Origin of the sequence: Variovorax sp. S12S4 (assembly GCF_023195515.1) — a bacterium.
Taxonomy (GTDB): domain Bacteria; phylum Pseudomonadota; class Gammaproteobacteria; order Burkholderiales; family Burkholderiaceae_C; genus Variovorax.
This window is the reverse complement of the sequence record NZ_JALPKR020000002.1, coordinates 1,113,323-1,124,956: the sequence shown is the minus strand read 5'-3', so window position 1 is coordinate 1,124,956 and position 11,634 is coordinate 1,113,323. Positions and strand designations below refer to the sequence as shown.

Sequence of the window (11,634 nt, the reverse complement as noted above, 5' to 3'; positions counted from 1 at the left end):
CCGCTTAATCAGAGCAAGTGGTCAGGTTATGCAAGCGGCGTGCCAATCCGGATGCACCGGAGTGGGGAGGCGGGAGCCTTGTCCCGCGGCTCAGAGGTTGGCGGTTACGCCGCCTTCCCCCGCCAGAGCCGCACGCCCAGCCCCGCCGCGGCCGTGCCGGTCGCCAGCCAGGTCACACCCGTCCAGCCCCACTGCGCGAGCGCCAGCGCACCCAGCGCCGAGCCGGCCGCCATGCCGATGAACATGCTGGTGAACAGCACCGCGTTGAGCCGGCTGCGCGCACCGGGCTCGATGCCGTAGACGATGGTCTGGTGCGCAATCAGCGCCGCCTGCATGCCCAGGTCGAAGCCGATTGCGGCAAGCGCCAGCAGCCAGAGTTGCGCATGCGGCGGCAGCAGCGGCGCGAGTCCCATGGCCGCGAACGACACCACCACCAGCCCCGCGCCGAGCCGCGTCACCAGTTCCGGGCCGCGGCGGTCGGCCAGCCGTCCGGCCAGCGGCGCCGCCAGAGCGCCCGCGGCGCCAGCCAGGCCGAAGGCACCCGCCGCCGCGCTGCCCAGGTGGAACGGCTCGCCGTGCAGCATGACCGCCAGGGTCGACCAGAAGGCGCTGAAGCCCACTGCCAGCAGTGCTTGTGCCAGCGCAGCGCGGCGCAGGGCGCCGTGGCGCGACCACAGCGTGCCCAGCGATCCGAGCAGCGCACCATAGGCCAGGTGCGTGGTGGGCCGGAAGCGCGGCAGCCCGCGCCACGCGGCCGCACCGATGAGCGCGATGCTGGCCGCAGCCGCGATGAACATCGCGCGCCAACCGAAGTGCTCGGCCACGAAGCCGCTGACCACGCGCGACAGCAGAATGCCGAGCAGCAGCCCCGTCATCACCGTGCCCACGGTCTTCCCGCGCGAGGCTTCGGGCGCCAGCGTGGCGGCGGCGGGAACGATGTCTTGTGCCATCGTCGCCGCGAGGCCGATGGCCAGGCTGGCCGCGAGCAGCATGCCGATCGACGGCGCGGCCCCGGCCACCAGCAGCGCGGCGCACAGCGCGGCCGCCTTGGCCAGCACGATGCGGCGCCGGTCGTAGCGGTCGCCCAGCGGTGCCAGCAGCAGGATGCCCAGCGCGTAGCCAAGCTGAGTGAGCGTGGGAATGAAGCCCACCGACCGCGCGGAGGCGCCAATGTCCGCGCCCAGCACGCCGAGCATCGGCTGGGCGTAGTAGAGCGAGGCCACGGACAGCCCGGCGCCCGTGGCGAGCAGCAGCACCAGCGAGGCCGGCAGGTCGCGTGCCGCCGGAGCAGCGGCTGCCGGTGCATGCGTTTGTTGAATGGAAGACATGGCGTTAACCCTTGAATACTGAGCGAGGGTTGAAATGTGCGCCTCTGAGACGTGACTTGGTAGCCCTGCAGATCGCACAATGTCTATACGCCGAACGCATAAAGACAACCCATGTCGACCTCTCCCCCGCCGCCGACCGCATCGAGCTGATGCAGACCTTCATTCACATCGTCGAGGCCGGCAGCCTCTCGGCCGCCGCCCAGCAGATGGGCGCCACTCAGCCCACGGTGAGCCGGCGGCTGCAGACGCTGGAGCGCTCGCTGGGTGTGCGGCTGCTGCGCCGTTCCACCCACGCCATGAAGCTCACGGAAGACGGTGAGCGCTGCTACGAGCGAGCGAGGGAGCTGATCGCCGACTGGCACGCCTTCGAGGCGGACCTTCGCGGGGTGGGCGACGAGCCCGAAGGCACGCTGCGCGTGGTGGCGCCGCATGCGCTGGGGCAACTGCTGCTGGTGGGGCCCCTGGCCGACTACCTTCGCGCATACCCGCGGGTTTCAGTCGAATGGCTGCTGAACGACCGCCGGCCCGACTTCATCGCCGAAGGCGTCGATTGCGCCATCCAGGTGGGCGAAGTAACCGACACCATGGCGGTGGCCATCAAGCTTTCGGAGGTGCCGCGCGTAGTGGTTGCCGCCCCCTCGGTGCTGGCTGGACGCACGCCGCCCACGCATGCATCGCAACTGGCCGAACTGCCGTGGCTCGCGCTGCGCACCTTCTATCGCAACGAGGTGGTGCTCACCCACAGTCCGTCCGGCGAAGTTGCGCACGTGCCCATCCGGCCGCGCATGAGCACCGACAGCCTCTATGCGCTGCAAAGCGCGGCGCGCATGGGCTTGGGAGCCTGCATGGGCTCGGCCTGGCTCTTGAAAGACGACATCGCCACGGGGCGCATGGTGCAGCTTGTGCCGCAGTGGCACGTGGCGGCGCTACCCGTTTACCTGATCTATCCGCATGCACGCTTCCAGCCGGCGCGGCTGCGCCGGTTCATCGAGATGATGCGGCTCGCGCTGGCCGACCCGACAGGCCGCGCCTGGGAAGCCGGCGCGTCGTGAGCGGCGCCGTTGGCGGCGCAGCAAACGCTAGGCCTTGATGCCGCAGCCGCCCAGCACAAAGGCCACCAGCTCGCGCGCAATCGGCTCGCGGTCGATCGGCGCGTCAGGCGGCAGGCCGAGCATCACGCGCGTCTGTATCGCGTAGTCGGCATAGCTCTGGGTCATGGCCCAGATGTGCATCAGCAGCAGGCGCGCGTCGAGCGGGCGCATCTGTCCGCGCGCAATCCAGCCGTTGATCACGTCGACCTTCTTCTGCGTCCACGCCCGGGCATTGGGCCAATAGCGGTCGAGGTTGCGGCCGCCGTCCAGCACCTCGCGCGTGAAGATGCGCGAGATCTCGGGGTTGTCGAAGGCGTGGTCGAGCTTCTTGCGGATGTAGTCGCCCAGCACCGTGGCCGGGTCGCTTGCGTCCTCGAACGAGAACACCACCTTCCACGCATGCAGCACCTGCATCAGCAGCTCTTCGTAGAGCTCTTCCTTGCCGGCGATGTAGTAGTGCAGCTGGGGCTTGGTCAGGCCGGCGCGCGCGGCAATGGCCTGGGTGGATGTGCCCTTGAGCCCATGCAGGCTGAACTCGGTCACGGCCGCGGTGCGGATGGCCGCCATGATGCGCTCGCGCCCCGGCCGCGCGCGCGACAGCGGGCCGTCGGGGGCGGGCATTTCCTGGGCGGTGGTCGGGGAAGGGCGGCGGGATCGGCGTTCATTGGCATGTGTTTGCGCGGTGCGCCCGGCGATGGTAATCCTTGGCGCATGGCCGCATGCCATGCCGGCATGGAAGCGAAGAGCATGCGGGCACGGTTCATGTATCTTCTCGCCGCTTCCAGAAATTCATTCAAGACAAAGGAGTTCTTTCATGTACCTTTCCCCTCGTTTCAGGGCCTTCGCGGCCGGCGCCGCGTTGCTTGCGGCCAGCGCGCTCGCGCAAGCCCAGCAGGCATTGCCCAATGTGGTGATCCTGGCCACCGGCGGCACCATTGCGGGGGCCGGCGCCTCGGCGGTGAACAGCGCCACCTACGCGGCCGCCAAGGTCGGCGTCGACAAGCTGATTGCCGGCCTGCCCGAACTCTCGAAAATCGCCAATGTGCGCGGCGAGCAGGTGTTCCAGGTCGCTTCCGAGAGCCTGACCAACGACAACCTGCTGACGCTCGCCAAGCGCGTTTCGGCACTGTCCAAGCAGGCCGACGTGGACGGCATCGTCATCACCCATGGCACCGACACGTTGGAAGAAACCGCTTATTTCCTCACGCTCACCGTGCGCACCAACAAGCCGATTGTCGTGGTCGGCTCGATGCGTCCGGGCACGGCGCTCTCGGCCGACGGCGCGCTCAACCTGTATGACGCAGTGAGCGTGACAGGCAGCAAGGATGCCGCGGGCAAGGGCGTGCTGGTGACGATGAACGACAACATCGACAGCGGTCGCGACGTGAGCAAGAACGTCAACATCAAGACCAGCGCCTTCTCCAGCCAGTGGGGCCCGCTGGGCATGGTGGTCGAGGGCAAGAACTACTGGTTCCGTGCACCCGTCAAGCGCCACACCATGAACTCGGAGTTCGACATCGACAGCATCAACACGCTGCCGGCGGTCGAGATTGCGATGGGCTACGAGGGTGTTTCTTCCATCGCCATCGACGCGTTCGCCAAGAGCGGCGTGAAGGCGATCGTCCACGGCGGCACGGGCAACGGCTCGGTGGCCAACCGCATCGTGCCCAACCTGCAGAAAGCACGCACCGACGGCGCCATCATCATCCGCAGCTCGCGCGTGGCCGACGGCTTCGTGATCCGCAATGCCGAGCAGCCCGACGACAAGTACGACTGGGTGGTGGCGCACGACCTGCGCCCGCAGAAGGCCCGCATCCTGGCGATGGTGGCCCTTACCAAGACCAGCGACACGAAAGAACTGCAGCGCATCTTCTGGGAGTATTGATCCCGTTCAGCGCGCGGCACGCCGCTTGCGGTGCCGCGCGTATTCGAGGCTGCTCACGCATACGAGCAGCCAGGCCAGGCCGGTCAGCAGGCCGGCCACCACGTCGCTTGCAAAATGCACCTGCAGAAAGACGCGGCTGCACGCAATGGTGACGATGGCTGCGGCGGCGGCCATGGCCGCCGGCACGTGCCAGCGCGCCGGCAGCAGGCGCAGCGCCAAATACATCAGCATGCCGTAGCTCACGATCGCGCCCGCGCTGTGGCCGCTCGGAAAGCTGAAGCTCGTCTCCAGCGCCAGCCCATGGTCGTGCAGCGGCCGTGCCCGCGCGAAGATGCGCTTGAGCGCGGGGTTCAGCAGCACGATGCCGCCGAGCGCCATCACCCAGCCCAGCGCAAGCCCGCGGTGCGCGTTGCGCCACAGCACCAAGGCCAGCACCACGCACACCGGCGCCAGCAGTTCGGCGTCGCCCAGGTGCGTGAGCCAGCTGAAAATCACGAGGGCCGCCCACGGCACATGCTCGCCGATCGCGTCGGCCAGCGCCTGGTCGGCCAGGCCCAGCAAGCGCCCATCGCCCAGCATCGATGCGATGTAGGCCACCAGGCTCGCCGCCGCGAGAATCAGCACAAAACCCAATGCCAGCCCGACAGCCACGCGCGGTTCGTCAGGCTCGTCGCTCGACGAAATCCTGGCACGGCGGCGCTGAAGAAGCTGGCAGGCGATGCCGGTGCCCAGCACCGACACCGCGAAAACACACAGGAACCAGGCAGGGCATGTTCGCCCAACTGGCGGGCGAGAAGAACGAGGGCAGTAGCTTCCATTGGCATGCGGGGCACCCTAAGGGAGCACCGCGCCGCTGGCAAGCCGAAGCCGCAATACTTTGCCGCACACAAAGGCCTTGTGAACCGCCGAATGGTCCCACCGCTCGACTTGGCAAACGCGGGTACCACCAATGTTTTCCATGCGCAGCACGTTCACCGAATTGGGATGCCCCGCACGCACGCGCGACGACACGGCCGTGCCGGCCTGCACCGCCCACGTCGTGCGCGGGCAACCCGCATAGGCGTCGTGCAGCGAGCGCACAAAGGGCAGGTGAATGTGGCCGCCCAGGATCAGGTCGGCGCCGGCGGCGCACCAGCGGGCCACGGCCGTTTCGCGGCCGTGCAGCCGGTTGTGCATGTCTTCCTGGCGCGTGACCATCACCGGCTGGTGCGTCACCACCACGCGCAATTGCGAAGGCAATGCCGCAGCCAGCCGGGCTTCGACCCGTTCGACCTGTGCGGGCGAAACCTCGCCGTCCTCGTGCCGGTACCAGCGCGTGGTGTTGACCGCAACCACCAGCCATTCGGCGGATTCGAACACCGGCTCCAGGTCGGTGCCGAAGGCTTCGGTGTACCTTTCATAAGGCGAGAACAGCCGCGCCGCCAGGTGAAACAGCGGAATGTCGTGGTTGCCGGGAATGGCTACCAACGCCGGCGGCGCGAGCCGGTCGATAAAGGCGCGGGCCGCCGCAAACTGCGCGCGCGTGGCCCGCTGGGTAATGTCGCCGGAGAGCACCACCGCCTGCGGCGACAGGGAGTGCGCAAGCCGCTCGAGCGCCTCCATCACCTCGGGCTGCTCGGTGCCGAAATGCGTGTCTGAAATCTGAAGCAGGCAGCTGTTCATTGCTTGGCGGCCTCCAGCTCGGGCGCGGAATCGGGCCGCACCAGCCACAGCGGCTCGGGCGACACCCTAAACAGCAGCGGCATCTCGGTCCAGGCAATCTCGCCGTCGGTGGCCACTTTCACGCGGCGGGGCGAATGCAGCCGGCCGGTCTTCACCGTCATCGACTCGAACGGAAAACTCAGCACCTCGTCTGCGCTCCCAAGGCGGCCCAGCGCGCCGCGCACCAGCAGCCCGGGCATCGCCAGCACGCCGGTCGGCTTCAGCACCACGGCCGCCAGCTGCCCGTTTTCGGGGGCGTCGGCGTGCTCGATGCCGACCTGCAGCAGCTGCAAGGGGTTGTTGCCGACAAAAAGCGTCGGCGTGCGAATGTCGCGCTCCTGTCCGCGCCAGGCCATGCGCAGGTTCCAGAGCCGGTGGCCGCGCATCACGGTCAGAAGCCCGGCAAAAAAAGCGATCCAGCGGCTGCGGCCGTAGCGCGCCTTGTAGCTTTCGCGCTCTTCCAGCAGCTCGGCGTACAGCCCCATGCTGGCGTTGACAAGGAACACGCGGTCGTTCACCAGCCCCACCTGCGCGGGTTTCGGCTGCGCGGTCAGCAGCACCTGCAGCGCCTCGGCCGTATCGCCCGGAATGCCATGGGCGCGGCTGAAATAATTGAAGGTGCCCTGCGGCAGCACGCCAAAGGCCAGCCCGCTGCCGAGCGTGGCCTGCGCCACGGTGTTGATGGTGCCGTCGCCGCCCGCGGCCACCACCACGCCGCCGACAGCGCGGGCCCGCTCCACCGCCTCGCGCGCGAGCGCCTGCACAGTGGTGCGCTCATCCACAAGAAAGATGCGGTGCTTGCGGCCAGCCGCGGCGCAGCCTTCCTCGATGATCCGGCGGGTCTCGGCGGTGTCCGCGTTGCCCGAGCCGGCGTTGAGAACGATGAACAGGGGGAATTCGGACCGATTTGGGGCGGCAGCATGTCGATGGGAGCAGGGGAAAGGAGTGCCCGGCCGAACGTTGCAATGCCGAAGGCGCGGGAAAAAAGGTCGGAAAAAGACTTGGAAAAGGCGATTGCATGCAACCGGCCCGCCTTTGTCGCACGGCCCGGGGCGCCGCGCCGGCAGCCGCCATCCCGGCTTGCTGTGGGAGAGTTGCCCTCCGACCGTAAAATCGTGCGCTTTCGCGGCGCATTGCCGCGCTACCGTCCAAATGTCCGGCCTGCGCCGGCCAGCTTCATGTTGACCTTCCAGCAAATCATTCTCAAACTGCAGTCGTACTGGGCCGACAAGGGCTGCGCGCTGCTGCAACCGTACGACATGGAAGTGGGCGCGGGCACCTCGCACACCGCCACCTTCCTGCGGGCCCTCGGCCCCGAACCCTGGAAGGCCGCCTACGTGCAGCCCAGCCGCCGCCCCAAGGACGGCCGCTACGGCGAGAACCCCAACCGCCTGCAGCACTACTACCAGTACCAGGTGGTGCTCAAGCCGGCGCCCAGCAACATCCTCGAGCTCTACCTCGGCAGCCTCGAAGCCCTGGGTTTCGACCTGAAGAAGAACGACATCCGCTTTGTGGAAGACGACTGGGAGAACCCCACGCTCGGCGCCTGGGGCCTGGGCTGGGAGGTGTGGCTCAACGGCATGGAGGTGACGCAGTTCACCTACTTCCAGCAGGTGGGCGGCATCGATTGCAAGCCCATCACCGGCGAAATCACCTACGGCCTGGAGCGCCTGGCCATGTACCTGCAGGGCGTGGACAACGTCTACAACCTCACGTGGACCGAAGGCCTGAGCTACGGCGACGTGTACAAGCAGAACGAGGTCGAGCAATCGACCTACAACTTCGAGCACAGCGATGCCGAGTTTCTGTTCACCGCCTTCAACGCGCACGAAAAGCAGGCCAAGCACCTCATGACGGAGCAGCTCGCGCTGCCGGCCTACGAGCAGGTGCTCAAGGCCGCGCACAGCTTTAACCTGCTCGACGCGCGCGGCGCCATCAGCGTAACGGAGCGCGCGGCCTACATCGGCCGCATCCGCAACCTCGCGCGCAGTGTGGCGCAGAGCTACTACGAGAGCCGCGAGCGGCTCGGTTTCCCGATGGCGCCGCGCGAGTGGGTTGCACAAATCACGAAGAAAGCGGCTTGAGCGATGACGAGCGTGCAAAAGAATCTGTTGGTCGAACTCTTCGTTGAAGAGCTGCCTCCCAAGGCGTTGAAGAAACTCGGCGATGCCTTCGCCAACGGCCTGCGCGACCAGCTCGTGGCCCAGGGGCTCGCCGAGCCCGCCTCGGTGCTCACCGCCTACGCCTCGCCGCGCCGCCTGGCTGCGCACCTCACGCACGTGGCCGAGCGCGCCGCCGACAAGGCCGCGTCGCAAAAGCTCATGCCCGTGGCCGTGGGGCTCGATGCCGCGGGCCAGCCCACGCCCGCGCTGCTCAAGCGGCTGGCCGCCCTTGGCGCCGATGCCTCGGCCGTGCCCGGCCTGAAGCGTGCGATGGACGGCAAGGCCGAAGCCCTCTTCTACGAAAGCACCGCCAAGGGCGCGACGCTGACCGAAGGCCTGCAGAAGGCGCTGGCCGAATCCATCGCCAAGCTGCCGATCCCCAAGGTAATGAGCTACCAGCTCGAAAGCGGCTGCGAGCTGCCCGGCTGGAGCAGCGTGAGCTTCGTGCGCCCGGCCCATGGCTTGGTGGCGCTGCACGGCGACGCCGTGGTGCCCGTCGAGGCGCTGGGCCTGCATGCCGGCCGCGAGACCCATGGCCACCGCTTCGAGGCGGCGGTCGACCCTGTGGTGCTGCGCGATGCCAACAGCTACGCGCTGCAGATGCAGGACGACGGCGCGGTCATCGCGAGCTTCGAAGCCCGACGCACCGAAATTGCGCGCCAGCTTGCGGCCGCGGCCGTGCGGGTGGGCGGCGGCACGGTGCCTATTCATGACGATGCGCTGCTCGATGAAGTCACGGCGCTGGTCGAGCGCCCCAATGTGCTGGTGTGCAGCTTCGAGCGCGATTTTCTCGAAGTGCCGCAGGAGTGCCTCATCCTCACGATGAAGGCCAACCAGAAGTACTTTCCGCTGCTCGACGCATCGAACAAACTCACCAACAAGTTCCTCGTCGTCAGCAACATCAGCCCCGAGGACGCGAGCGCGGTGGTCGGCGGCAACGAGCGCGTGGTGCGCCCGCGCCTGGCCGACGCCAAGTTCTTCTTCGACCAGGACCGCAAGAAATCGCTGGCCTCGCGCGTCGAATCGCTCGGCAAGGTGGTCTATCACAACAAGCTGGGCACGCAGGGCGAGCGCGTGCAGCGCGTGATGCGTATTGCGCGCGGCATTGCGGCGCAACTGGGGCAGCCAGGGAAACCCGCGGATGCCACGCTCACCGCGCACGCGGTGCAAGCGGCGCAGCTTGCCAAGGCCGATCTCGTGACCGACATGGTCGGCGAGTTCCCCGAGCTGCAGGGCACCATGGGCCGCTACTACGCCCTGCACGACGGCTTGTCCGCCGAAGTGGCCGATGCCATCGAAGACCATTACAAGCCGCGCTTTGCGGGCGACGAACTGCCGCGCAACACCGTCGGCCTGGTGGTTGCGCTGGCCGACAAGCTCGAGACGCTGGTCGGCATGTTCGGCATCGGCAACCTGCCCACCGGCGACCGCGATCCATTCGCGCTGCGCCGCCATGCGCTCGGCGTGATCCGCATGCTGATCGAGAAAGACCTGCCGCTGGGGCTCGACGCGCTGCTGCAGGACGCCGCCGCGCAGTTCAAGGACATCGACGGCTTCGACAGCGGCAAGGCCACGGTCGAGCTGCAGGACTTCATTCTCGACCGCCTGGCCGGCAGCCTGCGCGAGCAGGGCGCCAGTGCGCAAGAGGTCGACGCCGTGCTGGCGCCGCGACCGCAGCGCCTGGGCGAAGTGCCCAAGCTGCTGGCGGCAGTGCGCGCCTTTGCCGCCTTGCCCGCCGCCGCCGCGCTGGCAGCTGCCAACAAGCGCATAGGCAACATCCTCAAGAAGGCGCCCGAGGCCGACGCGCACGTCAGCGAACTTCTGCTGCAGGAGCCCGCCGAGAAGGCGCTGCACGCCGCCATGGCTGAGGTCGTACCCGCGGCCAATGCGCAGTTCGATGCCGGCGACTACACCGCGTCGTTGCAGACCCTGGCTGCGCTGCGCGAGCCGGTCGATGCCTTCTTCGACGGCGTGATGGTCAATGCCGAGCAGGCCGACCTGCGCCTCAACCGGCTGGGCTTGCTGATGTCGTTGCACGCTGCGATGAACCGCGTGGCGCAACTCGAACGGTTGGCAGTCTGAAGCGAAGCAGCACGGGCTTTTTTGCCAACGCCATGAAACTCGTCATCCTCGACCGCAACGGCACGATCAACGTGCACCGCGAAGACTTCGTCAAGAGCGACATCGAGTGGACACCGCTGCCCGGTGCGCTCGAAGCGGTGGCCAAGCTCAACCATGCGGGCTGGCACGTGGTGATCGCGTCCAACCAGTCGGGCCTGGGCCGCGGCCTGTTCGACATGGCGTCGCTCAACGCCATGCACGCCAAGATGCACAAGATGCTCGCGGCCGTGGGCGGCAAGGTCGATGCGGTGTTCTATTGCCCGCACAGCCCCGACGAGGACTGCGACTGCCGCAAGCCCAAGCCGGGCCTGTTCCTGCAGATCGGCGACCGCTACGGCATCGATCTGCAGGGCGTGCCAACTGCGGGCGACAGCCTGCGCGACCTGCAGGCGGGCGCCGCCGCGGGCTGCGAGCCGCACCTTTTGCTCACAGGCATGGGGGCCGCCTGCATCGGCGTCGACCCGCTGCCCCCCGAATACCCGGCGAACACCATGGTTCACGAGAACCTCGCCGCCTTTGTCGACTTTTTGCTTGCGCGCGAAGCGCAGGCCGCACTGCAGGTGGCTGTCTGATGGCGTTTCTTCGTTCCGTTGTCCATGCACTGTGGATGCTCGTCACCGTGGTGCCCTGGGGCATCATCATGTGCGTCAGTTCGCTCTGGAAGCGCGGCATACCGCTCTACTGGATGGCGGTGCAGTGGCTCAGCTGGGCCATCGGCGGCGCGCGCGTGCTGCTGGGCATCAAGACCCGCGTCACCGGCATGGAGAACCTGCCGACCGACAAGCTCGCCGGCGCGATCCTGCTGGTCAAGCACCAATCGACCTTCGAGACATTCCTCATGCCTACGCTGATGCCGCATCCGCTGGCATTCGTGTTCAAGAAAGAGCTGATCTACGTGCCCTTCTTCGGCTGGGCCATGGCTCGGCTCGACATGATTCATATCGACCGCAGCCAGCGCGCGCAGGCGTTCAACAAGGTCGTGAACCAGGGCCGCAAGCTGCTTGCGCAGGGCATCTGGATCATCATGTTTCCCGAGGGCACCCGCATTCCGCGCGGCCAGAAGGGCACCTACAAGAGCGGCGGCACGCGGCTCGCATGCGAAACCGGCGTGCCGGTGATTCCCGTTGCCGTTACGTCGGCCAAGGTGTGGCCGCGCAAGGCCTTCATCAAGCGCCCCGGCGTGGTCGACGTGTCGATCGGCCCTGCCATTCCCAGTGTCGGCCGCAAGCCCGATGAACTGATGCGCGAGGTCGAAGCCTGGATCGAATCGGAAATGCGCCGGCTCGACCCAGAGGCTTATCGCGACAGCCCGCCGCTGCAGGCGGCGCCAGAAGTGCACTGAAGAA

11 protein-coding genes are annotated in these 11,634 nt (G+C 67.5%); 6 read left to right on the top strand and 5 right to left on the bottom strand.

What is annotated here, in order from left to right:
- Nucleotides 1-104: 104 nt before the first annotated feature.
- On the bottom strand, nucleotides 105-1,328 hold the full coding sequence (locus tag M0765_RS05800) for an MFS transporter (RefSeq protein ID WP_258502525.1): 1,224 nt from the start codon (nucleotides 1,326-1,328) through the stop codon (nucleotides 105-107).
- Between the two features lie 149 nt (nucleotides 1,329-1,477).
- On the opposite strand from M0765_RS05800, the gene M0765_RS05795 reads away from it, so the two are divergent.
- The gene (locus tag M0765_RS05795; protein ID WP_258508139.1) at nucleotides 1,478-2,380 is read left to right on the top strand and encodes a LysR family transcriptional regulator; all 903 of its coding nucleotides are present in this window, start codon (nucleotides 1,478-1,480) and stop codon (nucleotides 2,378-2,380) included.
- A 27-nt stretch (nucleotides 2,381-2,407) separates the two neighbouring features.
- Here the strand turns inward: M0765_RS05795 and M0765_RS05790 are convergent, their stop codons facing one another.
- Nucleotides 2,408-3,040, bottom strand: coding sequence for a TetR/AcrR family transcriptional regulator (locus M0765_RS05790; RefSeq protein ID WP_258502524.1), 633 nt, complete (start codon nucleotides 3,038-3,040; stop codon nucleotides 2,408-2,410).
- Between the two features lie 193 nt (nucleotides 3,041-3,233).
- Here M0765_RS05790 and M0765_RS05785 point away from each other — a divergent pair, with 193 nt between their 5' ends.
- The gene (locus M0765_RS05785; RefSeq protein ID WP_258502523.1) at nucleotides 3,234-4,304 is read left to right on the top strand and encodes an asparaginase; all 1,071 of its coding nucleotides are present in this window, start codon (nucleotides 3,234-3,236) and stop codon (nucleotides 4,302-4,304) included.
- Between the two features lie 6 nt (nucleotides 4,305-4,310).
- On the opposite strand, the gene M0765_RS05780 is transcribed toward M0765_RS05785, so the two are convergent.
- The 3 genes from M0765_RS05780 to M0765_RS05770 form a co-directional block, all read right to left on the bottom strand.
- On the bottom strand, nucleotides 4,311-5,045 hold the full coding sequence (locus M0765_RS05780) for a phosphatase PAP2 family protein (RefSeq protein ID WP_258502522.1): 735 nt from the start codon (nucleotides 5,043-5,045) through the stop codon (nucleotides 4,311-4,313).
- A 93-nt stretch (nucleotides 5,046-5,138) separates the two neighbouring features.
- A complete protein-coding gene (locus M0765_RS05775) occupies nucleotides 5,139-5,966 on the bottom strand; it encodes a metallophosphoesterase family protein (protein ID WP_258502521.1) in 828 nt (275 codons plus the stop codon).
- Nucleotides 5,963-6,895 (bottom strand): diacylglycerol/lipid kinase family protein, encoded by a 933-nt coding sequence (locus M0765_RS05770; protein ID WP_274708878.1) that lies wholly within the window; start codon nucleotides 6,893-6,895, stop codon nucleotides 5,963-5,965. Before M0765_RS05770 ends, M0765_RS05775 begins: the two co-directional genes overlap by 4 nt.
- Before the next feature lie 288 nt (nucleotides 6,896-7,183).
- On the opposite strand from M0765_RS05770, the gene glyQ reads away from it, so the two are divergent.
- The 4 genes from glyQ to M0765_RS05750 are packed head-to-tail and all read left to right on the top strand — an operon-like array spanning nucleotide 7,184 to nucleotide 11,630.
- The gene (glyQ, locus tag M0765_RS05765; protein ID WP_055808465.1) at nucleotides 7,184-8,089 is read left to right on the top strand and encodes a glycine--tRNA ligase subunit alpha; all 906 of its coding nucleotides are present in this window, start codon (nucleotides 7,184-7,186) and stop codon (nucleotides 8,087-8,089) included.
- 3 nt (nucleotides 8,090-8,092) lie between these two features.
- The gene (glyS, locus tag M0765_RS05760; protein ID WP_258502517.1) at nucleotides 8,093-10,249 is read left to right on the top strand and encodes a glycine--tRNA ligase subunit beta; all 2,157 of its coding nucleotides are present in this window, start codon (nucleotides 8,093-8,095) and stop codon (nucleotides 10,247-10,249) included.
- A 32-nt stretch (nucleotides 10,250-10,281) separates the two neighbouring features.
- Complete coding sequence (gmhB, locus tag M0765_RS05755; protein ID WP_126748264.1) at nucleotides 10,282-10,860, top strand: D-glycero-beta-D-manno-heptose 1,7-bisphosphate 7-phosphatase; 579 nt, start codon at nucleotides 10,282-10,284, stop codon at nucleotides 10,858-10,860.
- Nucleotides 10,860-11,630 (top strand): lysophospholipid acyltransferase family protein, encoded by a 771-nt coding sequence (locus M0765_RS05750; protein ID WP_258502516.1) that lies wholly within the window; start codon nucleotides 10,860-10,862, stop codon nucleotides 11,628-11,630. The genes gmhB and M0765_RS05750 overlap by 1 nt, the downstream gene beginning before the upstream one ends.
- The last annotated feature ends 4 nt before the right edge of the window (nucleotides 11,631-11,634 follow it).

Excerpts from the sequence above, each read along its gene's own strand:
- M0765_RS05800 (WP_258502525.1), bottom strand. The coding sequence starts at position 1,328 with ATGTCTTCCATTCAACAAACGCATGCACCGGCAGCCGCTGCTCCGGCG.
- M0765_RS05795 (WP_258508139.1), top strand. The coding sequence starts at position 1,478 with ATGCAGACCTTCATTCACATCGTCGAGGCCGGCAGCCTCTCGGCCGCC.
- M0765_RS05790 (WP_258502524.1), bottom strand. The coding sequence starts at position 3,040 with ATGCCCGCCCCCGACGGCCCGCTGTCGCGCGCGCGGCCGGGGCGCGAG.
- M0765_RS05785 (WP_258502523.1), top strand. The coding sequence starts at position 3,234 with ATGTACCTTTCCCCTCGTTTCAGGGCCTTCGCGGCCGGCGCCGCGTTG.
- M0765_RS05775 (WP_258502521.1), bottom strand. The coding sequence starts at position 5,966 with ATGAACAGCTGCCTGCTTCAGATTTCAGACACGCATTTCGGCACCGAG.
- glyQ (WP_055808465.1), top strand. The coding sequence starts at position 7,184 with ATGTTGACCTTCCAGCAAATCATTCTCAAACTGCAGTCGTACTGGGCC.
- glyS (WP_258502517.1), top strand. The coding sequence starts at position 8,093 with ATGACGAGCGTGCAAAAGAATCTGTTGGTCGAACTCTTCGTTGAAGAG.
- gmhB (WP_126748264.1), top strand. The coding sequence starts at position 10,282 with ATGAAACTCGTCATCCTCGACCGCAACGGCACGATCAACGTGCACCGC.
- M0765_RS05750 (WP_258502516.1), top strand. The coding sequence starts at position 10,860 with ATGGCGTTTCTTCGTTCCGTTGTCCATGCACTGTGGATGCTCGTCACC.